This is a genomic window from Pseudosulfitobacter sp. DSM 107133 (assembly GCF_022788695.1).
GTDB lineage: Bacteria > Pseudomonadota > Alphaproteobacteria > Rhodobacterales > Rhodobacteraceae > Pseudosulfitobacter.
In genome coordinates this window covers 21,834-45,837 of sequence record NZ_CP085158.1, presented here as the reverse complement: position 1 = coordinate 45,837, position 24,004 = coordinate 21,834, and the positions used below count along the sequence as shown (strand labels likewise).

At 59.0% G+C, this 24,004-nt stretch carries 23 protein-coding genes; 7 read left to right on the top strand and 16 right to left on the bottom strand.

The window, feature by feature from the left end; all coding sequences use genetic code 11:
• The first annotated feature begins 185 nt into the window (after positions 1 to 185).
• From DSM107133_RS22140 to DSM107133_RS22120, 5 genes are all read left to right on the top strand, one after another.
• Complete coding sequence (locus DSM107133_RS22140; RefSeq protein WP_114284626.1) at positions 186 to 1,952, top strand: PQQ-dependent methanol/ethanol family dehydrogenase; 1,767 nt, start codon at positions 186 to 188, stop codon at positions 1,950 to 1,952.
• Between the two features lie 133 nt (positions 1,953 to 2,085).
• Positions 2,086 to 2,843, top strand: a protein-coding gene (locus DSM107133_RS22135) for an IS5 family transposase (RefSeq protein ID WP_243253637.1) whose coding sequence is annotated in 2 segments (ribosomal slippage) — positions 2,086 to 2,422 and positions 2,422 to 2,843 — 759 coding nt in all. Because the reading frame shifts where the segments join, the coding sequence is not laid out codon by codon here.
• Positions 2,844 to 2,908: 65 nt separating this feature from the next.
• Positions 2,909 to 3,607: a response regulator transcription factor gene (locus DSM107133_RS22130; RefSeq protein WP_037941672.1), complete on the top strand. Its 699-nt coding sequence runs from the start codon at positions 2,909 to 2,911 to the stop codon at positions 3,605 to 3,607.
• 33 nt (positions 3,608 to 3,640) lie between these two features.
• On the top strand, positions 3,641 to 4,810 hold the full coding sequence (locus DSM107133_RS22125) for an FIST N-terminal domain-containing protein (RefSeq protein ID WP_037941671.1): 1,170 nt from the start codon (positions 3,641 to 3,643) through the stop codon (positions 4,808 to 4,810).
• Between the two features lie 5 nt (positions 4,811 to 4,815).
• The gene (locus DSM107133_RS22120) at positions 4,816 to 7,008 is read left to right on the top strand and encodes a PAS-domain containing protein (RefSeq protein WP_037941670.1); all 2,193 of its coding nucleotides are present in this window, start codon (positions 4,816 to 4,818) and stop codon (positions 7,006 to 7,008) included.
• 2 nt (positions 7,009 to 7,010) lie between these two features.
• On the opposite strand, the gene pqqE is transcribed toward DSM107133_RS22120, so the two are convergent.
• From pqqE to pqqA, 5 genes are read right to left on the bottom strand one after another with little or no spacing between them, the layout of a single operon-like run.
• A complete protein-coding gene (gene pqqE / locus DSM107133_RS22115) occupies positions 7,011 to 8,093 on the bottom strand; it encodes a pyrroloquinoline quinone biosynthesis protein PqqE (protein WP_114294400.1) in 1,083 nt (360 codons plus the stop codon).
• The gene (pqqD, locus tag DSM107133_RS22110; RefSeq protein ID WP_037941668.1) at positions 8,090 to 8,374 is read right to left on the bottom strand and encodes a pyrroloquinoline quinone biosynthesis peptide chaperone PqqD; all 285 of its coding nucleotides are present in this window, start codon (positions 8,372 to 8,374) and stop codon (positions 8,090 to 8,092) included. Before pqqD ends, pqqE begins: the two co-directional genes overlap by 4 nt.
• The gene (gene pqqC, locus DSM107133_RS22105; protein ID WP_114294398.1) at positions 8,371 to 9,117 is read right to left on the bottom strand and encodes a pyrroloquinoline-quinone synthase PqqC; all 747 of its coding nucleotides are present in this window, start codon (positions 9,115 to 9,117) and stop codon (positions 8,371 to 8,373) included. Before pqqC ends, pqqD begins: the two co-directional genes overlap by 4 nt.
• A complete protein-coding gene (pqqB, locus tag DSM107133_RS22100; protein ID WP_114284605.1) occupies positions 9,114 to 10,010 on the bottom strand; it encodes a pyrroloquinoline quinone biosynthesis protein PqqB in 897 nt (298 codons plus the stop codon). The genes pqqC and pqqB overlap by 4 nt, the downstream gene beginning before the upstream one ends.
• A 24-nt stretch (positions 10,011 to 10,034) precedes the next feature.
• On the bottom strand, positions 10,035 to 10,139 hold the full coding sequence (gene pqqA, locus DSM107133_RS22095; protein ID WP_037941665.1) for a pyrroloquinoline quinone precursor peptide PqqA: 105 nt from the start codon (positions 10,137 to 10,139) through the stop codon (positions 10,035 to 10,037).
• A gap of 305 nt (positions 10,140 to 10,444) precedes the next feature.
• Between pqqA and DSM107133_RS22090 the strand changes: the two genes are divergently transcribed.
• Positions 10,445 to 11,080, top strand: a complete 636-nt coding sequence (locus DSM107133_RS22090) for a VWA domain-containing protein (protein WP_240310601.1) — start codon at positions 10,445 to 10,447, stop codon at positions 11,078 to 11,080.
• Here DSM107133_RS22090 and DSM107133_RS22085 read toward each other — a convergent pair.
• From DSM107133_RS22085 to DSM107133_RS22055, 7 genes are all read right to left on the bottom strand, one after another.
• Positions 11,077 to 11,304, bottom strand: a complete 228-nt coding sequence (locus DSM107133_RS22085) for a hypothetical protein (RefSeq protein ID WP_037941664.1) — start codon at positions 11,302 to 11,304, stop codon at positions 11,077 to 11,079. The two genes, DSM107133_RS22090 and DSM107133_RS22085, sit on opposite strands and share 4 nt — an antisense overlap.
• 222 nt (positions 11,305 to 11,526) lie before the next feature.
• Complete coding sequence (locus DSM107133_RS22080; protein ID WP_114294396.1) at positions 11,527 to 13,518, bottom strand: type IV secretory system conjugative DNA transfer family protein; 1,992 nt, start codon at positions 13,516 to 13,518, stop codon at positions 11,527 to 11,529.
• An 8-nt stretch (positions 13,519 to 13,526) separates the two neighbouring features.
• Positions 13,527 to 15,770: a relaxase/mobilization nuclease domain-containing protein gene (locus DSM107133_RS22075; protein WP_114284601.1), complete on the bottom strand. Its 2,244-nt coding sequence runs from the start codon at positions 15,768 to 15,770 to the stop codon at positions 13,527 to 13,529.
• Complete coding sequence (locus DSM107133_RS22070; RefSeq protein ID WP_037941661.1) at positions 15,757 to 16,338, bottom strand: helix-turn-helix domain-containing protein; 582 nt, start codon at positions 16,336 to 16,338, stop codon at positions 15,757 to 15,759. The genes DSM107133_RS22075 and DSM107133_RS22070 overlap by 14 nt, the downstream gene beginning before the upstream one ends.
• A gap of 562 nt (positions 16,339 to 16,900) precedes the next feature.
• The gene (locus DSM107133_RS22065; protein WP_007120662.1) at positions 16,901 to 17,107 is read right to left on the bottom strand and encodes a hypothetical protein; all 207 of its coding nucleotides are present in this window, start codon (positions 17,105 to 17,107) and stop codon (positions 16,901 to 16,903) included.
• 536 nt (positions 17,108 to 17,643) lie between these two features.
• Positions 17,644 to 18,573, bottom strand: a complete 930-nt coding sequence (locus DSM107133_RS22060; protein ID WP_037275556.1) for a DUF2493 domain-containing protein — start codon at positions 18,571 to 18,573, stop codon at positions 17,644 to 17,646.
• An 815-nt stretch (positions 18,574 to 19,388) separates the two neighbouring features.
• A complete protein-coding gene (locus DSM107133_RS22055) occupies positions 19,389 to 20,318 on the bottom strand; it encodes a LysR family transcriptional regulator (protein ID WP_231582216.1) in 930 nt (309 codons plus the stop codon).
• A 103-nt stretch (positions 20,319 to 20,421) separates the two neighbouring features.
• On the opposite strand from DSM107133_RS22055, the gene DSM107133_RS22050 reads away from it, so the two are divergent.
• Positions 20,422 to 21,141 (top strand): hypothetical protein, encoded by a 720-nt coding sequence (locus tag DSM107133_RS22050; RefSeq protein WP_045320533.1) that lies wholly within the window; start codon positions 20,422 to 20,424, stop codon positions 21,139 to 21,141.
• Between the two features lie 243 nt (positions 21,142 to 21,384).
• Here the strand turns inward: DSM107133_RS22050 and DSM107133_RS22045 are convergent, their stop codons facing one another.
• From DSM107133_RS22045 to DSM107133_RS22030, 4 genes are all read right to left on the bottom strand, one after another.
• Positions 21,385 to 21,984: a rhomboid family intramembrane serine protease gene (locus DSM107133_RS22045; protein ID WP_240310563.1), complete on the bottom strand. Its 600-nt coding sequence runs from the start codon at positions 21,982 to 21,984 to the stop codon at positions 21,385 to 21,387.
• 129 nt (positions 21,985 to 22,113) lie between these two features.
• Complete coding sequence (locus DSM107133_RS22040) at positions 22,114 to 22,650, bottom strand: hypothetical protein (protein ID WP_240310564.1); 537 nt, start codon at positions 22,648 to 22,650, stop codon at positions 22,114 to 22,116.
• A gap of 156 nt (positions 22,651 to 22,806) precedes the next feature.
• Positions 22,807 to 23,535: a DUF736 family protein gene (locus DSM107133_RS22035; protein ID WP_114293993.1), complete on the bottom strand. Its 729-nt coding sequence runs from the start codon at positions 23,533 to 23,535 to the stop codon at positions 22,807 to 22,809.
• A 124-nt stretch (positions 23,536 to 23,659) separates the two neighbouring features.
• Positions 23,660 to 23,962: a hypothetical protein gene (locus DSM107133_RS22030; protein ID WP_114293994.1), complete on the bottom strand. Its 303-nt coding sequence runs from the start codon at positions 23,960 to 23,962 to the stop codon at positions 23,660 to 23,662.
• Between the last annotated feature and the right edge of the window lie 42 nt (positions 23,963 to 24,004).

Below are 24,004 nucleotides of genomic sequence, written 5' to 3'. Positions count from 1 at the left end.
GCCAGACTAGCCCCCTCGCACCCGCGTCAGCACTGCGACTTTGGTCTTGGGCGAGACGCCCTTGGACATACGACCATTGTTCAATAGCCGCTTTGCCTTTTTGTGCAGATAGTCGAGCTATGCCGGATTGCGCCGTTCATTCATAAGGTGTGGCCGGACCAGATAATTCTTGGGAGGAATACCGAATGAACAGATTTATTTTGGCGCTGACGGCTTCGATGATGACGGCAAGCCTGGCGGTCGCTGACGTCACAGAGGCCGATCTTGCGAATGATACGGCATCCACGGGTGACGTGTTGACAAACGGCATGGGGCGTCACCTGCAACGCCACTCTCCGCTGACAACTCTGAACAAGGACAACGTCAAGAACCTTGTGCCGGCCTGGGCGTTCTCTCTCGGCGGTGAAAAGCAGCGCGGCCAGGAAACGCAGCCCATCGTGCATGACGGCGTGATGTACATCACCGGCTCCTATTCGCGGATGTATGCAATCGACATCAAGACAGGCAAAGAGCTGTGGCAGTATGACGCCCGCCTGCCCGAAGGTATCCTGCCGTGTTGCGACGTCGTGAACCGGGGTGCCGCCATCTTTGGCGACAAGGTTTACTTCGGCACGCTCGATGCGCGCATCGTTGCATTGAACAAGGACACCGGCGATGTGGTCTGGAACAAGCAGATCGCCGATTACAAGGCGGGGTACAGCTACACTGCCGCCCCGCTGATCCTGAACGGCATGATCATCACCGGCAACTCTGGCGGTGAGTTCGGCGTGGTCGGCCGTGTCCAAGCCCGTGATACCGAGACCGGCGAACTGATCTGGGATCGTCCGGTGATCGAGGGTCACATGGGGATGCTGAACGGCGAAGAAAGCACGATGACCGGCACGCTGAACGCGACATGGCCGGGCGATATGTGGAAAACCGGCGGCGGGGCTACCTGGCTCGGTGGATCGTATGACGCGGACACGGATACGCTGGTGTTCGGCGCGGGAAACCCTGCCCCCTGGAACAGCCACCTGCGCAATGCGGGCCAGCCGACAGAAGGCAACTCCGGTGACAACCTCTATGCCGCGTCACGCATCGGTATCGACCCGGCCACGGGCGAGATCAAGTGGCACTTCCAGACGACGCCCCGCGAAGGCTGGGACTATGACGGGGTGAACGAAGTCGTCGCCTATGAAGACCGCGCAGGCAACAAACGGTGGGCTACCGCCGACCGCAACGGCTACTTCTATGTTCTCAACCGCGAGGACGGCGCATTTGTGAGTGCCGCACCTTTCGTCAAGGACATCACATGGGCCAGCGGCATCGATGATACCGGTCGTCCGATCTTCGTCGAAGAGAATCGCCCCGGCGACCCGGCTGCGTCGGCCGATGGCAACAAGGGGGAAGTCGTGTTCTCGTCGCCTTCCTTCCTCGGCGGCAAAAACTGGATGCCTATGGCACACTCGCCCGTAACTGGCCTGTTTTATGTGCCCTCCAACGAATGGGGCATGGACGTCTGGAACGAGCCGATCACCTACAAGAAAGGTGCGGCCTACCTTGGTTCGGGCTTCACGATCAAGCCGAACTACGAGGACCACATCGGCAGCCTCAAGGCGATGGACCCCGACACCGGCGAGATCAAGTGGGAGTACAAGAACGACGCGCCCCTTTGGGCCGGTGTGATGACCACTGCCGGTGGACTGGTGTTCACAGGCACGCCCGAGGGTGAATTCATCGCCTTCGATGACGAAACCGGCGACAAGCTTTGGTCGTTCCAGACCGGTTCCGGCATCGTCGGCCAGCCCATCACCTGGGAACAGGACGGTGAACAGTTTGTGACCGTAATCTCCGGATGGGGTGGTGCGGTGCCACTCTGGGGCGGCGAAGTGGCCCAGAAGGTGAACTACCTCAACCAGGGCGGCCTGCTGTGGACCTTCCGTCTGCCTGCGCAGCTTGCTTCCAACAACTAAGAAATCTCCCTGTAACCTTGTGCGCCCCTCTCGTAGGGGCGCATTTTTTTGGCACGGGCGACTAGGGTCTGTGGACATTCAGGATTCCCATTTTGCCTGATTTCTGATTCAAACTTCCAAAATGGAGGTTTGAATGAACGAGGAGCGGTTTGTGGTGTCGGACATCTTGTGGCAGCGGCTTGAACCGCATCTTCCGGGTAAGGTCAGCGATGCCGGAGCCACAGCAAAGGACAATCGCTTGTTTCTGGAAGCGGTCTTCTGGCGGGTACGCACGGGGTCGCCGTGGCGCGACCTGCCACCTGCCTTTGGCCATTGGAACAGCCAGTTCCGGCGGTTTCGCCGGTGGGCCAGGTCCGGAGTATTTGAGAGGCTTTTCAAAGCTATGAGTGAAGACGTCGACCTCGAATATGCACTCATCGATGGAACGATAGTTCAGGTTCACCAGAAGGCGACCGGCTCAAAAGGGGGACTCAGAGTCAGGCCATTGGGCGCTCGCGCGGCGGACTGACGACCAAGATCGTGGCGTTGGTGGATGCGCTCGGCAATCTGGTGCGCTTCTTGCTGCTGCCGGGACAAGCGCATGACATGAAAGGTGTCGCGCCGTTGATCAAAGGCGTTTCATTTGATGCACTGCTTGCAGATAAGGCGTTCGATGCGGACTGGCTGTTGCAAGACCTCGACCAGCGCGGTGCAACAGCTGTGATCCCTCCCAAAGCCAACCGCAAAACCCAGCGAGATTATGACGCGGAGGTCTACAAGTGGCGGCATTTGGTAGAGAATTACTTTGCAAAAATCAAAGAGTTCAGAGGGATCGCCACAAGATACGACAAAACGGATTGCAGTTACGCAGCGTGTTGGAACCTCGTAGCAGCACTTATAGCCTCAAGATGATTGTCCACAGGCCCTAGGACTTTTTGACAAGAGACTTTTGGATTGTTGTGCCCTAGCGTAGGGCCATGACACCTCATCAATCGCCAATATCAAAACATTTATTGCAAGACATCGCACCCTGGGCGCTCATCGTCGATGACCATCCTCTGTTTTGCGATGCGCTTGATCTGACCCTGCGGTCGGTGGCAGAGTTCGTGGAAGTTCGCACAGCAGATTGCCTTCAATCGGCACTCAAGACGCTCGACACCTTCAAAGCGCCGCACCTCATCCTGCTCGATTTGAACCTACCCGATGTCAGCGGCCTTGACGGATTGATGCAGCTGCGCCGGAAGTCCGAAGAGTCGAAAATCATCGTAGTCTCTTCGATGACCGATAACACAATCATCAACGCCGCAATCACATCCGGTGCAGCGGGTTTTGTGCCCAAACACAGCCGCCGGTCGGTGTTCAAGGATGCCATCGACCAGATCAGGGAAGGCAAGATTTTCACGCCGCCCGGTTTTGTCAAAGGCAGCGAGGGGTCTGCCAAGGATGACACGCTGCGAAGATTGTCGTCCCTGACCAACCAGCAAGCCCGTATCCTGAACCTCATCTGCGAGGGTAAGCTCAACAAGCAGATCGCATTCGACCTGACGATTGCGGAAACAACTGTAAAGGCGCATGTGACCGCGATCATGCGCAAACTCGGCGTTCAAAGCCGCACCCAGGCGGTGCTGGTTGCACATGAAGCGAATTTTTCCGAAGTCTTGCCAAACCGGGAATAGCACCTCTATCGTGACCGGAACGGGGTGATCAGAATGACCGAAAAGATCCAGAGCAACGGGCGGGACGTGCATGTATTATCTCAGGCCCAGGTCTCGGTAAAATGCGACGATCCGGTCGCGCATCTGCGCGAAAAGCTGGGGGACGCTCCCTTGGCCCTGCTCACGGTCTTTGTGACCCCGAATGTCGATTTTGCTGCTGTCTCAGAGAGACTCAACGCAGTATTTCCCACAACTGATATTGTAGCCTGTACCACCGCCGGAGAAATCGGCGCGGGAGGCTATGAGGAGGGAACGATCCTCGGACTTGGCTACCCCGCCGCACATTTTGACAGCATTTCGATCCTCGTCGAAGACCTTGACGGTCGCGAGACCCAAAGCGCGGTTGACCGCATTGCGCAGGACCGGGTTGCCTTGCGCGATAGAAACCCCAAAAAACTGAATGGGTTTGCCTTTCTCGTGGTGGACGGCCTTTCCCTGCGCGAGGATACCCTGACGGCTGCGATCTCGCCTGCGCTGCGGGACATGCCGCTGTTTGGCGGATCGGCGGGAGACGGCACCAGATTCAAACAGACGTTCGTGTCATTTAATGGACGGGTGCGCCAAAACGCTGCCGTTCTGACGATGATCCAGACAGATCATAAAACGCAGGTCTTCAGCATTGATCACCTTGTCCCCACGGATATTCAGATGGTCGTCACCGACGCCGATCCCGACAGGCGCATCGTGAAATCCATCAACGCAGAGCCGGCCGCGCGCGAATATGCGCGATTGGTCGGTACGAACCCTGACCAGCTCGACCAGTTCACTTTCGCCTCCCATCCGGTCGTCGTGCGTATCGGCGGTGCCCATCATGTCCGCGCGATCCAGCAGGTCACGCCAAAAGGCGAGTTGGTGTTCTTCTCTGCCATAGACGAAGGCATGGTGCTGACTGTGGCAGAGCCGCGGGACATGGCCGAACATCTGGACGAGAAGCTGACCGAGCTGTCCAGAATGGGCACGCTGACGGACATCGTAGGATGTGACTGCATTCTGCGCCGCATTGAAGCCGAGCAAAAACAGAGCACCCGCCAGGTGTCGGACGTACTGACCCGTCACAAGGTCATCGGCTTTTCAACCTATGGCGAACAAATCGGGCCGCTTCACGTCAACCACACCATGTCCGGTCTGGCGATCTATGCCGAAACCCATGGCGGCGAGGCCTGACACCCATGTCATTGATCAACCCACTCGACAGCATCGAGCGCCAGAATGAAAAGCTGCTGCTGATTTCCAAAGTTCTCATGCGCCGCGTGGAGCAAAAAAACGAACAGTCCGGTCTTGCCTATGCCCAGTTCGAACGGGCCGCCCTGCTTGAGATGCAGGTCAAGGAACGGACCATTGATCTGGAGCGCACACTCGATCTGTTGCAGGAATCCAATGCACAGCTTGAAGAGGCCAACCGCGAGACCGAAACCGCCCGCACCAATCTGGGTGAGGCTATTGAGACGATCAACGAAGGTTTTGCGCTGTTTGATTCCAACGACCTACTCGTCCTGTTCAACAGCCGTTTTTGCCGCGATATGAAAGACGTGGAGATGCGATTGGTCGAAGGGTTGCCTTTCAACGACTACGTCGACCTGGTTTCGCGAAGCAGCTCCCTCGCACTGCCGCCTGATGTGACACCCGCCCAGTGGGCCAATCGGCGCACCGAGCGGCACCGCGACAACCATGTGGTGTTCAATGTCAGTCTGAAACATGACCGCTGGATACAGGTCAGCGAACACCGCACAGCCCGTCGCGGCACCGTTATCCTGCAGACGGACGTCACCGAAATTATCCGGCTGGAACGAAAAGAACAGGACCGGATGCGCGACCGCCAGGCGCAGATCCTTCAAGCCACGCTTGACCATCTCAATCAGGGAGTTTGCATTTTTGATCATGCAAAAAATCTTGTGGGCTGGAACAAGAAGATGAATCAGCTGCTGGATCTGCCCCCTCAGGAAGCAGCATTGGGGAGAAATTTTGTCATTCTCCTCGAACAGCTTGAAAAACAGCTCATCTTCTCCGACCAGTTCGACGTCGACATGCTGGTGCGATGGGCCAACCACAATGAAGGGCGGTCCCCGATTGCTTTTGAAGTCACGCGCAACGGCCGCCAGACCTTTAGCGTTTTTGGTCAGGAAATGCCGGACCGTGGCTTTGTGATGAGTTTTACCGACGTCACTGCCGAGCGGTCTGCGGCGAAATCATTGGCCGAAATGAACGAAGTGCTGGAACAGCGCGTGCAGGACCGCACGAATGAGTTGGGGATCGCCTTGTCGGAAGCGGAGCGCGCCAATGCGTCAAAATCCCGATTTGTCGCTGCTGCAAGCCATGACCTGTTGCAACCGCTTTCTGCTGCAAAACTGTTTGTGGCTTCGGTGTCGGACCGGTTGACGCAGCCAGACCTACTCAATGTGATCGGCAAGGCCGAAACAGCCTTGATCAGCGTCGAGAAGATCATCGAAGCTTTGCTGGACATCTCCAAACTGGACGCGACCAGCCCCACTTTCGACATCCAGCCGGTGCGGCTGGACGCCATCCTTGGCCCTCTCAGCGACGAGTTGACGCCCGTAGCACGGGACAAGGGGCTGGATCTCACCATCGTGAGCTGCGGCCTGACCGTGCGCAGTGATCCCGGCTATTTGCGGCGCATCGCACAGAACCTCATTTCCAACGCGATCCGGTACACGCAGAGTGGCAAGGTTCTTGTGGGCGTGCGGCGCAGCGGGGCCACGGCCCGTATGGAGATCTGGGATACGGGCTTTGGCATTGCAGAGGCTGATCAGAAACTGATCTTTCAGGAGTTCAAGCGTCTGGATATGGCGAACTCTGCGGCCGGTCTGGGTCTGGGTCTGGCCATTGTCGAACGGGCTTGCAAGTCCCTGAACCACCCGCTGCATCTCTGCTCCATTCCGGACAAGGGTAGCTGTTTTACGGTAGAGCTGAAGATCCTCTGCAGTGACAAAGCCCAAAAAACGACCGTAAGACCAATGAGCGACAGCCCCAAGTTACCGAAGCTCGGTCAGATTATATTGCTTGTGGAGAATGACGGGGATCTTGCCAACGCAATATCCCTCATGATCGAAGGCTGGGGCGCCCATGTCATTCACGCGCTCAACGGTGAGGAGGCAATTGCCATCCTCAGGGACATCGATCTTGTCCCCGATGTACTATTGCTCGATTGCCAGTTGGGCGATGGCATGTCGGGGCCCGAGCTGCACCAACGGATCATTCAGCAATACGGGCCAATCCCGACGCGTATGATCTCTGCCGACCGCAGTAGCGCGCTTGCGCAACAGTGTGCCTCGATGGGGTTGAACCTGATGCCCAAACCCATCGACCGTCTCAGGCTGTTCGACTTTCTCCGCAGTGTCTCGTGAGGTTACGGGCTTTTGCGGTAAACCAGTTCGGCGGTGTCATCCGTTGAAAACCCTTGCGCCAGTTCCTGCATGCGTGAATGCAACGGCGATTTGATGCAGGTCGGGTCCGTGGCCGCCGGATCGCCCGCAATCGCCATCGCCTGACACCTGCACCCCCCAAAGTCCAGCTTGCGCCGATCGCAGGATTTACACGGCTCCTGCATCCAGTCCTCGCCGCGATAGGCGTTGAAGGCGGCGCCGTGATACCAGATGTCCGACAGGGGCTTGTCCGCTACGTTATCGAAGACGAGGTTGGGGATCGTCTGCGCCGCGTGACAGGGCAACACCAGCCCGTCAGGCGTGACGTTAAGGCCCGAGAGCCCCCATCCGCCCATACACCGCTTGGGATAGTCGCCGTGGTAATCCGCCAGCACATAGTCGATGACCAGCTGACCTTTGAGCCGCTTGCGCGCGTCAGCTACGACGCGGCTGGCCTCGTCTGCCTGCGCGCGTGTCGGCATCATCGCGCTGCGGTTCAGCATCGCCCAGCCGTGGAATTGCACAATCGCAACTTCGATCCGCCGCGCTTTCATTTCAACGGCCATCTCGATCGCCTCCGGCAACTGGTGCAGGTTCTGGCGATGCACCACAGCGTTGAGCGTCAGCGGAAAACCTGCCTCGACGATCCACGCCGCTGCCTGCATCTTGCGCTTGAACCCGCCTTTGTACCCGCCGATCCGGTCGGCCATATCTGCGTCCGTGCCTTGCAAGGACAGCTGCACATGATCAAGCCCTGCTGCGTCCAGTTCGGCCAGCCGCCGCTGCGTGAGGCCGATGGCCGAGGTGATGAGGTTGGTATAGAGCCCTGCATCCCGCGCGCCCGCCACCAGATCAACCAGATCCCGCCGCGAGGCAGGCTCGCCCCCCGACAGATGCAGTTGCAACACGCCAAGGCCTGCGGCCTGACGAAAGACGTCGACCCAGAGTTCCGTCGAGATCTCCTTCTCCCGCGCCGCCATTTCGACGGGATTGGAGCAATAGGGGCACGACAGTGGACAGCGATAGGTCAGCTCCGCCAGCATGGCGATGGGTGCGGGCGCGGTCATGGTTTAATCTCCAGTATCCGGCGGTCCATCAGGCCCACCACATACCCGGACACATCCTCCGAGATTTGCGCAACAGGTGCGGCATAAAGCGCTGCGAGCGTCTCGATAATCTGGGACATGGTTTTCTCACCGTCGATCTGCTGCAAAATGGCAAGTCCGATGGCATCAAGGTCGATGACCCGCTCGGGTGCCAGCAAGACAGTTTTGCCGCGTACCGTATCATCATGCATCCGCACGCCGCGCGGTATCCGTGGTACTGCCTGACCGTCGAGCGCCGTCATGATGCGGGGGTCAAAACGTATGAACCGGGCACCCAGGCCCCCGGCGGAATACGCGCAGGCGTGACATAGGCCGCATGTAACGCATCGAGCTGCGCCCAAAGCACATCGGTCTTGAATTCAAGCGCAGCCGCCACCGCGTCCTGTTTCTCGGCAGTATCGGCGTGCTCCAGAACCCATCCCAACCCGAAGGCCACATCCTTGGGCGCCTGTGTCAGCCGGTTGCGGAAATAGGACAGGCTCGTGTCGTCGGCAAAGGCGTAATTCGCCATCAGTCCTTCGATCCGCGCGGCGTGAATTTTTGGCGCAAACAGCTCGGTCAGCGACGCGGCGACCGCTTCAAGCAGCGTCTTGTCCCGCACAAAACGCACGTAGGCATCTACCGCGAAGCGCGTGGTTGGCAAGACACCGCGCGCACTGGCGACATAGTCGCGGTCTAGCCCAACAGCATCTGCAAGATGCAACCAGCGGGCAATGCCGCCCTCGACCTCGTCAGTGCCGTCGTGGTCCTCAATGCGTGACCGCCACGCGCGGCGCAGCGCGGGATCATCGACACGGCTCATGAAAGCGGCATCTTTCATCGGGATGCTGGCCTGATAATAAAACCTGTTGATCACCCATGCGCGGACCTGATCGGGCGTGCAGTCGCCGCCATGCAGCAAGTCGTGAAACGGATGCTTGTCGTGATACCGCTCGGCCCCGATCTGGCGCAGGCGGGCTTCGAATTCGGCGGGCGTGGCCGTCATATCTCCAGCTCCATCCCGTCTTGCGCAATGATCCATCCTGCGGCTTCCACAGCTTTGCGCTCTTCCGACATTGGCCGGAACACTGGATTGGTATTGTTCATATGGACAAAAACTTTCTTCGCAATCTTGATATCTTCGAAGGCAGCGATGGAACCGTCGGGGCCGGACATGGACATATGCCCCATCCGCCGCCCGGTTTTCTGGCTCAGTCCTGCGCGCACCATCTCGTCGTCCTGCCAAAGTGTCCCGTCAAAGAAAACCGCATCCGCCCCGTCCAGCCGCGCCGCAAGCGTATCGCGCATCGCCGCACAGCCGGGGATGTAGAATGCGTTTTTGCCCCCTGCCCGCAAATGTACCCCGACCGTCTGCTCACCTTCCAGGTCGGTTTGGACTTCCGCACCTTCCAGATAGAGCGGCACCTTGCCCGGCACCGGAAACAGCTGCGCCGTCAGACCCGGTACAATTTCGACCTCGCAGCCCAGCTCAATCGAAATGCGTTTGACGAAGTCCGGATGGAGCGCATTAAAAATCGGATTTTCGGCGAGCACGCGATGAATTTCAGGCGTGGCGAAAAGCGTGAAAGCCTGTTGCTCGCGCAGGGTCAACAACCCTGCAATGTGGTCGATATCGCCATTGGTGAGCAGGACAGACCGCAACGGGGATTTGCGCAGGTCACTCGGATGCAGCGGCGGGGCTTTATGCATCTGGTCCCGAATATCGGGCGACGCGTTCAAAACCGCCCACTCGGTGCCATTGGCGCTGAGGGCGAGCGAAGACTGGGTTTGCGCTGGTATCGTTCCGGCACGCGCCAGATTGCAATTCTCGCACCCGCAGTTCCACTGTGGCAAACCACCACCGGCAGCCGACCCAAGAACATGCGCGCGAAACGTCAATGCAACTCTCCGCGCGCAGAAATATCAGAACAGATCGCCGTCGTCTTGCTCGCGATCACCGTCCGGGCCGTACATGTTGATCTCCATCCCGCATTCAATTTCGCGGATAATCGGTTTAGACCATGCCATTGTGTTTCCTCCACAGGTTACGTTTTCTCAGCTTCAAGTATTCGTCGCGACCTCGCGATTGTCTATGAGACTAAGGTATCAAACCTCGGAGATGAACCAGATTTTCAAATGACGGCGGATCTTACCCACCAGAGCCTCCCATTGTCGGCGCATTCCCGCCCGCGATGCTTTTGGAAGATACCTCCGACCATCGTCTCATGCCTGAGAGCGGCAAATTTCTGGACAGCTTGAAGGTGCCGTGACACGCTTGCGTTATGCGATTATGCCTCACTTTCATCTTCACACTTCTCGGCGCCACAAATGCCATGGCGACAGACGATTGCGCCGCCGACGCGATGATCGTCGTTGACGGTTCGGGTTCCATGGCCGAGATGGGCTTCAACGACATTGACGAGCCGCGCATTTTTGAGGCGCGCCGGGCGATGGCCGATGCACTGCCGCAAATTGCGCAGAACCGTCGCCTTGGCCTTGTCGTCTACGGTCCCAACGGCGCGGATGAGTGTTCGGGCGTCGACATGCGGTTCGCGCCCGAAGCCAATGCCGCCTCGCTGATCATTTCAGCCATCAACGCACTTGAACCCGGTGGCAGCACCGCGTTGACGCAGGCCGTCAAATTGGCGGCGCAAACGCTGGATTACAAAACGCAACCCGCGACCGTAGTGTTGGTCACAGACGGCAAGGAGACCTGTGGCGGCATGCCCTGTATGCTGGCCGCCGAATTGGCAACAGACGGGTTTAACACCACCGTCCATGTGATCGGTTTCAAAGTGCGCGGTACGTTCTTTTCATGGGACCGGCAGACCGACAACGACTACAATACGTCGGAAAGTACATCCCGGTGCCTCGCCGACCGGACGGGCGGGACTTATACCAGTGCCGAAACTTTGGACCAGCTGATCGCTGCATTGCGCGAGACGTTGGGATGCCAGTTCTTGTTCTAACGAGCCAGGCAATCACTGCTAACAGCAAAAACAGGCGCTTGGTATTGTCCATTAGCTGGCGTCCGGTAATTCTTAGGCTCCCTCAATACCGGTGCATTCAATTTGAATAACAAGAAGTCGCGCATCCCTCGCAAATACATCGTCTGCGTCTTTGGTTGCAGACCCTTGATCTGCATGTCTTCGAGAAATCGCTGGCGCAGAGCCGGTACATATTGGTCTGACATTGAAACTTCCTGTCGTCAGATTAAAAAGCTCCCAATCGTCCAACAGGTTCGTCAGTTCACAAAATCACAACGCACAAATCAACGCGCTACGCCTGCCACAAGCGCCAATACCGCCAGAGCGGTTTCGTCCTTATCCGCTTTGTTGTCCTTCAAATCTGGTGCGGCGAACGACTGGTTCAGTGATCTACGTGCATTCAATGGTTGCGCTACGCCTTACCCATCTCAGCCAGACACCCCCTCCCCTTGCTTCAACCGGCTTTCCAGCCCGTCCAAATCATCCACCACTGTATCGAGTCGATCTATACCGCCACCATCGATTTCCTCAATTTGCATCTCAACCTGGTCGGCAAAGCTCATTTCCATCTGCCGTTGCTCCTCTTCGACAACGGCTTGAACAGCCTTCGAACTTTTCTTGGCTGGCGGCACTGATTTACCTGAACCGACCTCGTTTGGACCATCCAGACGCTCATCATGCACCTGGGGCTCCGCACTCGTTCCAGCTTGGCTCGGACTCCGCTCTGTTCCGCCGAAATCTGAACCATCCGCCTTGCCGCCACCTCCGCCCATCACCGGAAACGGCAACTCGCCCCGCTGCGCGCCATGGATCGCCGCAAACAGCCGATCATCAAAATACTGGATCCGCTTCGCCCGCACTGGCATTTGCGCATCCACGACCATGATAATTTCATCAAGCGGCAACCGGCGCGCTTCGTCTTCAGGCAACAACGATGTCTCTTCCGTCCGTGTGGACTGACTGCGCCCCTCAAACGGGTTCTTCCCAATGGACCGCGATCGAGTGATAACTGTCTTCGTTGTCTTCCCAACTGCCTTGCTGAGCTCCTCGATGGTCTTTTCATCTGAGGGAGTGAGGTAGAGCTTCACACCTGCGTTGCCCTGCAACGCGCGGCGGGTGTTTTCACCGTAGATTTCATCAAGGGCAGGGATGGTTTGGGTCACCACCGCCAAGTGGCCGCGATAGGTGCGCAGAGTTTCGATGCTCTCGACCACAATGGGCATTTTGCCAAGGCGGTTGAACTCATCGAGCATGATCATCACAGGCCAAGGCTCATCTTTGCCCGGTTCCTTCTCTTGCATCGCCGAGAGAAGGTCTGAGAAAAACAACCGGATTAGCGGCGCGAGTGGTTTCACCATCAGCGGTTGGACAACGAGATAGACCGTGAAGGGCTTCTTGCGGATCGTGCGGAAATCAAAGTCGGAAACCTGCGTCGCTTCGTCAATCGCCGGGTTCTGCCATTGATCCAGACCTGAGGTCATCAGAAGCGAGACATAGGAGGTTAGCGTGTCGTTGTTGGTGGACGCCAGCCGCGTAAAGATCAACTTCGCGGCTTTGTTGTCGATCTCGTGGCCCCGCGCCACATATTCTTTCTGCTTGTTGCCCCCCGAAGCCGCGATCCGGTAGATCTCGCCCAAGTTGGGCTTCTTGCGCTGGAACGCCAGCAAGCCCGCGGCCACAAACAAATCAATGCCGCCCTTCAAAAGCCCTTGCACGCGATCATTGTCACTTTGCAGAAACAAGGTCGCCAGCAGCTGCAATTCCATCTGCTGGCGCGCGGGGTCTTCCAATTCATAGATGCGCAGCAGCGGATTGTAGCGATGGGTGCGCTTGCCTACCCAGTCCGTGGGCGCAAAGCGGTAGACCTTGTCGCCCTGGGCGGCACGGTGACGCGCCGTGGCTTCAAAACACTCGCCCTTCACATCCAACGTAACGGCAGACCCCTGCCATGTGAGCAGGTTCGGGATCACAAAGCCGCTGGTTTTACCGCGCCCCGTTGGTGCCACGATCAGGGCATGGGGAAAGACCTTAGATGTGATGTAGCGGGCCCGCGACTTTGGGCTGCCCAATTTGCCCAGAATAAACCCGGTCCCTGGCTTGCCAAAGAACCCGTTGGTTTTCATCTCACCGCGCTTTTGCCAATGGGTCTGCCCGAAGCGCGTGAGGGCCGAGCCGGAAAGGGCAAGGCTCATCATTAGCCCCGCGACGGCGGCACCGCCAATGATCAGGTTGATCAGTTGGAAATCATCAGGCCGTCTATCTCTGATCCAGAGGTAATTTTGCGCGATATATCCAAAATCGATATCGGCGCTGAACCCAAGCGCCTTAAAGGTCAGCACAGCCGAGGCAATGGTGTAGCCCATCGCCCCTGCCACCAAGGTGACCAGAACCACCCCTATGGCAATCCAAGCCTTTCCCATGGATCCACTCAATGGACCTGGCCCCGCTCAATCTCGCCGTCCACGTCCGCCGCGCGGTGTCTCTCGACTTCTACGTCTGCCAACTCATCGACAACCTGTCGCAACGCCTCCGAGTTTGCCGTTGCCGCATCCGATTGTAGATAGACCTTTGCGACATAGAGCCGATCAAGGCGATCTTCGATCACATTTTCCAAAGCGTCACTGTCACCCTCCTTCAGGCGATCGAGCTGCGCCGCGTCCAAAACCCGCGCCACATCGCTGCGGAAGGCCTCACGTTCTTGGTTGGTCTCAAAGGGCGAAGACAACTCCCCTGCCCGTTCATGGGCGAGAACACGGGACAGTTCGGGCGTCTCATTCTGGACTGTCTCGCGCTCCGTCAGGTTTTCCTCCCGTTCAGCGCCGCGCGCTTCATAGACACGCGCGTAAGTGTCGCCGAGACCCTCCGCCAGCTGCTCGGGCATATCAGGATATCGCGTCTGTAGATCGCGCGCGACGGAAACGGAGATTGGCGTGCTGCTGTGCGCCCCCAAACGCGCCGCTTCGACCTCATTGATAACCCAGTCTGCTGCGGCCTGATCTACGATCACCGCCCTGCCCTCCTCATCCGTGCGGATCACATCGGTCGGGCGCGCAATCAGCTCTGGATGGTCGCGCAGATAGTCCCGCTGTTCGTCCTCCAAACGCTCTACGGCAAGGCTTTCGATCACGGCCTCATCAAGGTCCTCACTCTGAGCTTCAATCCGAGTCTCGACGCGAACGGCATTGGCAGCGGTTTCGATCTGAGCTTGCGTGACATGCGCCTGCACCTCGCGGGCGTCTTCAATGACACCGTCACGGCGCAGCACACCTTCCCGTTCCAGCATGGTCCCCAGCTGCACATGTACATCATTGAGGATATCCCGCGCCTGTTCCAAATCCGCGCGGCGCTCAAGGTTCAAATCCTTCGCCTCGGCCACCTTGGACAAATCATCCGCAATCCATTGATGTTCCAGAGCCGCGTTTTGCGCCCCCGTCTCCATCCGGGCCACAACCTCGGATGTGCTGATCCCCGTGCCGCGCAGTGCTGCATCGACGCGGGCGCGCACCCGTGGCTCAGACAGACGCTCCAACTGGCTTTGCTGAATATTGGCTTCAGAATAAACCCCGCCTTCTGATGGGACCTCCGAGAGGGAATTGGACCGTAGCCCAAGGGGCTGCATATGCTGCACCCGCGCTTGAATTGCGTTGAGAGACTTCTCCAGCGCGGGTCGCTCTGCATCCGGCTTTGCCGCGATCAAATCTGTGATGTTTGCGACCTTCTCCGCGTAGCGGCTGCGCAGATCCTCGAACGTTTCGTCTTCGGCCATGTAAATGCCTCCTGCGGTTTCAACGTGACCACCCTTCGCCAGAACCTCGCCCGCACGGAACAGAACCTCAGCAATGTCTTCGCGGTTCTCGGAGGACGCCTCGGCAGCCAGCGAGTGGAATATGATTTTGGTGTTTGCGATCTCGGCAAGCGTGCGGGTCAGGTCTTTACCCACCCGTTCGCGCTCCACTGGCGTCCTGCCCTCTTCTTTGGCGGCATAGACCTCGCGGGTCTTGGCCGGGTAATGCACCTCGCCGCGATCTATCCGCCGCGTTGCCTCCAACCGCACGCCGTAGGTCTCGGCCTCTTCGACCATCGCCAACCGGAAGTCGTCATAGTTGAACCGATGATTGCGCGCCAAATAGAAAAACTCGCCCTCTTGAGAGCGGCGATTCAATACGAGATGCGCATGCGGATGCTCGCGGTCCTCATGTACAGCAATGATATAATCAAAGTGGCCTTCATCTTTCTGGAAGAACCGCTCGGCCACGTCAGTCGCGATGTCGCGCACGTCCTCTCCGCGCGTTCCAATCGGGAAGGACATCAGCAGATGTGTGGTTTGCCCAAGTTTGGGTTTGAACCCCGCGTCCCACCGCTTGGCAAAGCGCTCGGTCAGGTCTTTGATCTCGCCGCGCTCAAGCTTGGATTTGCCATCCAGGAACCCGCTGCTGTCGACGATATGGGTGGACTTTGTCGTGAGGTATTCGAGCTGGTTGGACAGCTGGGATTTATTATGCGTGCCCCCGCCCCGGATCGCTTTGAACACAGCGGCCCGATGTCCCGCAGCGGCGCGCACCATCTGCTTTTGCTTGGAGGCATACAGACCCTGCATCGAGCCACGGATCCGGCTCCACCCATCCTCAAATATCTCTCCGGTGACGGCACCAACCGCATCATTCAGCCGCATGGGCGAACTCCTTCAAGGCAGCCGTTGCTTTCAGCTGCATCGCGTCACGCCGGCGGCGCACAAGCAGGTCAATCTCATCTGCACTATCGAGGATGAATCGCGCCAACCCGCGCATCTGTGCAAGCCGCAATTCTGAGAACTCAGCACCAGTTCCCTGTCCCTCCCTGTTGGCCTTCTGCATCTGCTTGGCAATCTGGGCGACACCGTTTCCAACATCATTTAATGAGGCGCGATAGCGCGCCATCTCTGCCGCCAACGATGTGTCCGCCACAAAGGTGCCACCTGCCGCTTGCATCAAGCGGCGCAGCCCTTCCGAGCGGGTCTCGATCCCCGCCGACGCCAGCACCGCATCGAATGCCGCCATCTCGTCAGGGGTCACTTTCACACTCACCGCCAAGACCGGCACGGCCGTATCGCGCTGGCGCTGATCGTCACTCTTCAAGGTGTATTGCACCGCCCGCGGTGTCACCCCGAACCGCTTCGCAAGCACGGACGTCGAGACTCCGTCCGCGGCTTCGCGCACGATCTCCATACGTTGCGCATCCGTGAGACGTTTCGAGCGAGACATGCGAAGAAAGACCCCCTATTTCCTGCCACCTTCCACCAAGGCTGCCCCCACCTTACGATAATATACCGATATGTCAATTATATACTTACGTCGCATTCAGGCTCAGGCAGCCTTGGTGTCCGCTTCACGCCGCGGCCCGCAGGGACGCGGCTCTGCCGCCCTCACCACCGGGTGCACCACCTGTCCTAGGGGTCCCGTCCACCAGCCCCGCCCGAGGGTCTGGCCGAACGCGCATGTGTTCGGACGGAACCGCGGGCGGGCGCAAACCCCACCGACAGGGCGGACAGGCAGGGTCAAGGAGGGCCAGATTTGGCTTGCCAAATCTCTGCCGCAAAAACCGGGAGGCCCTGGCCGATAGGTTTTTGTGGATGGCCCCCTTGAGGCTGACTGGCCGGTCTGTCGCGGCCTGATCATTTCGGGAGGAGTGCGTCTGTTGAACGCGCAGCGGCCGACGGCTTCGTGAAGTCGCCTCGGGCGATCTGACCGCCGGACGCGGCATCCCTGGAACAGGGATCGGGCCGCCCCAAGATCGTGCTGGGGCGGCCCATCCTCGTCAGAGGATTTAGTCCTGGGGATCTTTCGCGCTCGGTGGGAACATCACCAGCTCCGAGACCGCGACCGGGAAGTCGAGCTTGAGGCTGAAGAACTCCGAGCCGTCCCCGTTGCGGGTGTTGCGGAACATCGCGCCCACGCGCTGAAATCGAGTGCGCTCCTGGCCATCGGTATCGGTGAACTTGACGGGGACGGTGGCGACGTAGTGGTTGGTCATTTGGGTTACTCCTTGTTGCGATGGGGATCACCCGGCACGGGGCAAGAGGCCCGGTCGCAAGCGCAAATGCGGAGGGTCCGCGGCTAGCCGTGGAAACCGTATTTGTGCTTGCCGAAGCGAAGCGGAGGGCACGATTGGGCCGACCCCGTGCGATCCACATCTATGAGCAAAAAGGAGTGATCCGGATGACCCTTGCCATCACGCAGCCGCCACCATCAGCGTCCGCGTCCCGCCGAGCCTGGCCGGGGTGCTGACGGAGCCCGCCCGCGTGGATGCGATGTTCCGAAACACGCCCCGAGGGACGTGCAGGTCTTCAGCCTCATGTGCGACGTCTCGACCCCTCGCGTCTTGCGCTGCTGACGATGTGCGTCATGGGCTCACCATCCCCCTCCCGTACCGATGCGGATGGGCCGCACTCTGACGGACTGGGTAGAGGGATGGCAGTGCCGGCCGCTGCAGACTGCCGATCACGCATGACCGATCGCACGCGCCATGAGACATGACGAAAGGGCCGCGCCAAGCGCGGCCCCCTCTCTTCAATCCTGCGACGCCTTCTTCGCCGGGTCCGCAACCCGCATGACCGTCAGGCCTTTCGCTTCCGCCTTCTGCCCGAGGTTCAGTGCGACCCCGTTGCCGCCGAAGAGTACAACCCCCGTCGCCGCGAACTTGTCGTCCAGCATCTCATCGTTGCACTTGAACGGTGCCGCCCGCCCGTGCGCGGACCAGCGCGGATCGAAGCGCGCCTGCGCGACCCCGCGTGCCCGGGCCCACCGAGCCGCAATCATCTCCGCCCCGTGCTTGCCACCCTTGTGGCAGAGGAAGATCTCCTGGTTGCGGTTCTGCTTGATGCGTTCGCGAACCTTGTCGAGCGTGTTGAAGATCACATCGACATCGGTCCAGTCGGTGGCGCCTGAGACGATCAGGGGAACCCCCTCGACTTTCGATTTCTCGGCAGTCTCGCGGTCGTGCTGCTCCAGGAGCTGCCGTGCCTCGAAGACCGCCCCGGTCTCTTGCGCCCGGACGCTTGCGCGGGAGCCTGCCGCCGGGATGAAGGCGTGGCCCGTTTCAATCTCGTAGCATTCCGCCGCCGCCTCGCTCATCACCTCAATGGCGCTGACGATCTCGCGCAGCTGCACGAAGCGGGCCTGCGCCTCTTCGAGCGCGGTCTCGGCGATCTCCGATCCGTCGTGGGATTTTGCCAGCGCGCCGATCTTGTCGGCGGTGCGGTCGACCTCCTTGCCGAGCGCCACCTTGCGGCGCTGCAGGATCGTCGCGAGCCCATGGGCCAGCGGTTCGATTTCGGCTTCAAGCCCGGTCCCGCGCAGCTGCCCGAGCAATGACTCGAAGCTTTCGCGGATGATGTGGTCGCTCAGGACGTGATCTTCCGGGATCGGCAGCTGCGCGTCCTTCTCGGTCAGTCCGAAAAGCTCGATGGTCTCGTAGGTGTTTGCGGTGTCGTAAGCCATGTCTGGTCTCCAGTGTTCGGTTGCAAGGCCACCACGTGAGTGTGGGGGCATGGCCGAATGCCTGGTTTCCGAATCTGCCCGGGTCAGGGACGGCGCAGCCGCCGGCTTGCCGGGCGCAAAAGTTTTCCGTGCGCAACACCTGAGACACGCGAACCCTCACGCACGGGACCCCCTAGCGCCACAGGCACCGCCCTCGCCGAAAAGTTTTGCGATCCTTGACGCGGGCTGATTTGGGGGCCATCCGGAGGATATGCTTCCGCACTCATGTGTGTGTGTTTTGACGGTAGGTTTGCCCGACCCGAGCAGGCAAACGGCCAGACCGGACGCGGGAGACGGATGAAGCGGCGGGATCGTTTTGCTCCGCAAAACAGACCAGAGCGCAATCCGGCGGAGCGGCCGGGGAGGGACGTGCTCGCGAGGCGGGCAAACCGGGACGCCGGGTGCGACGCCGCGGTGAGGCCGCATGGCCGAATGCGCGACGGACCGAAGGGCCGTTCTCCCCTGCGACACGCGAAGCCGAGCAGGGGAGGCCGCAAGGCTCTGGCCACGGTTGATGTGCAGGGACTACGCTGCCGACTATAGGGATTGCTTGTCCAGGCATTCGACGTGATCGGCGGAAAGCGGACATTCACTGCGAGTGCGAAAGCATACTGTCTGAGACATGATTGCGACAATTATTGTCTCAGCGTCAGCGCCAGTTTGACCTGCCCCCATTTTCAGAACCACTCGTAAGTCGAGCCTGATGGCACGAAAGCATCGTTTGAGCCCTAATTGCAGAATGATACACGATGCGCCCGGGTCGATAACCGGCGTCGTTATGCTGGCGTGCGCATAATCTCACGGATCAGATCATTTGTTTCTGATCTCGTCGTTTGGTGCCGATATCGAACGGCCAAAACAGTTCGTGTTATTTCAAGGCCATCGATGGGTTTCGACACCAGGCCCATGTCTGATGGAATAGCGGTGGCTGGTAGGATCACCGCACCCGAACCCTGCCGGGCAAGTTCGATTAACCAATCCACGCGATTTGACCGATAGGCCGCGTAGAGGTCGTAACCTTGATCTGCGCAGGTTCCATGTAAAGTATCCCGCATTTCGCAATTCAGTCTGTCAAGCATGTCAGTTTGAGCAAGCGTCGAAAGAGAAATTGTATTTAGTTCAGACAATGGATGCGACTTTGACACCACGACCTTGTAGTCCTCTTCATAGAGAATGTCTATACGATAGAGGTCTTCACTGACCTTGTCCGCGGTGACGACAACGTCAAAGTCACCATCTCGCAACCCGGAAAGAAGCTCGTGGGATGACGCAACGATCAATTCGATTTCGGCTTGCGGCACGCGCTTGCGCATACGCTCCATAGCTGCCGAAATTCTGCTGTGGCCAATCGTTTCGCCGACACCGACAGTGATAGGAACTCGCTCCAACCGCATATGACGGACTGCCTCGGCCTTCGCCTGTCGCGTCTCGTCGTATATTTTCTGCAATCTTGGCTGCACGAGTTTTCCCAGCGCGGTCAGCCTGCAGCCTGCACGGTCTCTGACAAACAGGTCACCTCCAAGTTCGTCTTCAAGTTTCTTGACCGCAGTCGTCAAGGAAGGTTGGGAGACATTGGAGGCACTGGCCGCGTGGGTGAAGTTTCGGTGCTCGCAGACAGCGAGAAAGTATCTGATCTGGTTCATTTCCATCGCCGCATTCTCCGTCACATCTCCGGCCGCGCCATCAAAACAAGTTCGATAGTCCATGTCTATCAAAGAATAGCATTTCGGAATTGGAGTCCACCGCATCCGGCATGGGACAAGAGTGCATCGAAACCAAACACGATGCACTTCAAAGCAGGGGCCGACCATGAAATCGCAAATTCTTCAGACACTCGCCGCACTGGCTCTGATCGCAACTTCTGCAACTGCACAGGACAATCCAATGGAAAATCATACCGCCAGCTACATCGCCATGCCCGCCGCCGAAGGCCAGTCCGAAGCTTTCGCGGAGTTTCTGGCGGGTGCCGCACCTATCGTGCGGGACACAGAGCCGGGCACCGTCCTTTGGTTTGCTCTGCAAGCCAACGATACGCTCGCAATCTTTGACATCTTTGCAGATGAAGAGGCACGGAACGCTCACTTCTCAGGAGCGGTTGCTGCGGCTTTGAACCAAAACGCCGACACACTGGTCGACGGAGGATGGGACGAAGGTGTTGTCGCGAATATCAACAACTCCGATGTCCTGTCGGTCAAGGCGCCGGTTGATCTCACCACGGCAACGACCGCAACTTACATCAAGCTTGAAGCTGCGCCGGGGAAAGGCCGCGAATTGGCAGCCTTGCTGACCGCCGCCGGCCCCATCGTCGCAGATACCGAACCCATGACATTGTTCTGGGCGGCGCTGCAAATTGACGAGAACAACTTTGCCATCTTCGACATCTTTGCCGACGATGCTGGCCGCGAAGCGCATTTTGCCGGACAGGTCGCCGGGCTACTGAATGAAAGGGCTTCGGAATTGGTCTCGGGCGGATGGGACGATGGTGTGGTGGCAAACGTCCGCAATTTCGACATCCTTGCTGCCAAGTAATCTCGAGCTGCGTTAACAAAGAAGTGCCCGGTGCAACCCATCGGGCACTTTGCTATTTGAGTTGAGAGTAAAGCCAAGTCGGTCGATTAACCGCAGCGAAATGGCATTTTATCCCAGTCTGCTGATGCTTACCCATTGAAAATTCTGCCGCCTATGCAAATGACCGTTCTAGTGCAGCTGCGCTCCAGCGCCGGAGAGCTCGCCGAGCGGCAGCTTAGGGCCGACCAAGTCAGGCGTACTGCTTCAATCCAGATCGACGTCGCCCAGACGCGGCGCATGGACATGCGTTCGGACAAGAAATGCAGCGGCCGCGCCGGCCAAAGCGCCGAACAGATGAGCCTCCCACGAGACGCCAGGCTGACCCGGAAGAACGCCCCAGAGAATGGAGCCGTAGAGCAAACCGACCACCAGTGCCGCGCCCAGCGTGATCAGTGAGCGATCCACGAGGCCGCGCGCGACGAGGAAGCCAAACCAGCCGAAGACGAGCCCTGACGCGCCGATATGGATGGCCGAGCTTCCGAACAGCCAGACAAGACCGCCGCCGAGGCCGATCACCACGGCGTTCACCGGCAGCAAGGCTCGCGTGGTCGTTGCCACAAGCAGCCCACCCATCACCAGGAGCGGCGGCGTATTGGCCATAAGATGCGCGAAGCTTCCATGCAGGAGGGGCATGGCGATGACACCATCCAATCCGCTGACGTGCCGGGGGATCAGGCCGAAGGCCGGGTTCAAGCCGTAACCGATAATCCAATTGAGGAGGTGAACCGCCCAGAGCAGTGCGACAAAGGCGACAAGCGCCGCGGCGCGCCGAAAGAAGGCACGCATGTGATCCCGGTTCATCATGTTGGCGACAGTAGACGTCACCACAGCACCTTCAGCGGCTTTCGCACGCTGCACAGGGTGCCACCTCCGGGAAAGGGGGTTGAGGCGGCCAACTTGGTCAAGGCCCAAGGCAAGAGAACGGCCTCGATCTTACACGGTGTTCCCCGGACGAACGGGCTGCGGTTCACGCTCGGGGCGCTTCAGGGCTTCGGCATATTTGCGGGCATTGTCGTCAATCGTGCCGTGCCAAAGCTTCGAGACGAAGGCCCGGGCGTCTTGGACTGTCATGTCTTTCAGCGAAGAGGACAGCGCCATGAAAAGCTCATCCTCGCTGATCCCAGCGGCGCGGTGCATTGCGTCCGCGTAAAATGACGGGTCGTTAAGGACCTGCTCGCGCAGCAGCATCCGCGCAAGGTCCTCCTCCGGGATCGCCATGAAGATCGTGTCCTGAAGGTCGGTCAGATAAGCGCGGCGCGATGTGGACACCGGTTTTCCCGCCGCCTTGGCCTCTAGATATGCCTGCCGGTTCTTATCAAGCTTCGCCGTCGCATGGGACATGATGACGGCGCGCTGTTGGGCGGGTAGCGCAAATCCGGTGCAGCGCTCGATATGAGTGAGGAGATCTTCAACCTCTGCCTCAACATCATAGCTCTCGAACCATGGAACCGTCCCTGATCTAGCCGCCACGCGCCCGCCCTCGACATTACGTTAGTATATTATTGTATCGCATTTGCACCTGATCGCAAGCGGGTGGCGTCCTTCACGCAAACGGACACGGAAAAAGGGGAACCGTGATCCCACGGTTCCCCTTTGGGTTCAGATCGTCTCCCCCTCGCGCGCCGATTAGGCGACCAGCGAGAGCCCCGCGCCCGCGTCCTGCGGCTGCTCACCGCTGTCGATGAACGGGATGATCGAGAAGGTCTGCCCGCCGCGCTGTTCTTCGTTCTGCACGGCGTTGACGCGCAGGTCGCCATCGGGCGTGTTGATCAGCAGTGACAAGTAGTCATTGCCCGTGCGGCTGCTTTTCGCCATCCACGCCGAGCCGACGCGGATCGGCGTGCCCCAGGGCGAGCTGACCTCGATGCGATAATCAGGGTGAGTCTTCTCGGATTTGTAGCCGTTCTCGATCAGCATGAACTCCAGATCGAACATCATGTTGGCGATGTAGCCGGTGAACGCGTTGTCGGCGTCCATGGCGGTGAGCTCGCCCGAGATCGAGCCGGATTTCATCAGGCCATTCGAGACCAGCGGGATGATCTCGAATGCGCCGCTCTGGGCGGCGCGCGCCTCTTTCGTCTGCACCGCGTTGACCCGGAACGGGCCGAGGCCGACATCAATCTGCATCGAGATGTAGGGGTTGCCGCTGGTATTGCCGGTCTCGTTCCAGGCCGTGCCGATGCGCACCTTGCGGCCTGATTTGTTGACTGCCGTCACGTCAAAATCCGGGCTGCGTTCGGACATCTTGGCCCGCGCCTCGAGCTGAATGGCGATGTCAAAGCGCGTCGAGTGGATCATGCCGGTGTACTGAACGGCTGCGGTCTCGACATTGCGGGTGAGGGTTCCTGCGAACATGGGATGGTTCCTTTTGGATTGGCCGGTGCCTGACGTTCTTGCCAACGCATCCGGGATTGCTTTCTCGACCCCTTGAGGGATCACAAACCAGAAAGCCTGCTTTCCTTTCAGCCTCGCCCACGGGTCAAAGCTGCCGTCCGAGCGGGAATGCCCCCGCGCCTCCGGGTGCTACGCCCCTCCCCTGCCCGTCTGGTCTTGATTGGCTGCCCGGATTTTCCGCGCCGTCCTCGGATCGCACTATGAAGAACTCCACCTCTTTTCCGTTCAACCGGTGCCCGCTCCGGTCTGTCAGGCCGATGCAGCTACCATTCGGCACATAGGTGATCAGGTACTGCCCAAGCCGGTCCTTGTGGACAACGTAGCCGGTATTGGCCCAATGCACGGTCTGCCCGGCATCGACGGCCGCCTTGATGTCTTCGAGTGTCATGCGAACCTCCTTACGAAGAATGGTGGAGAAACGACGCAAGAA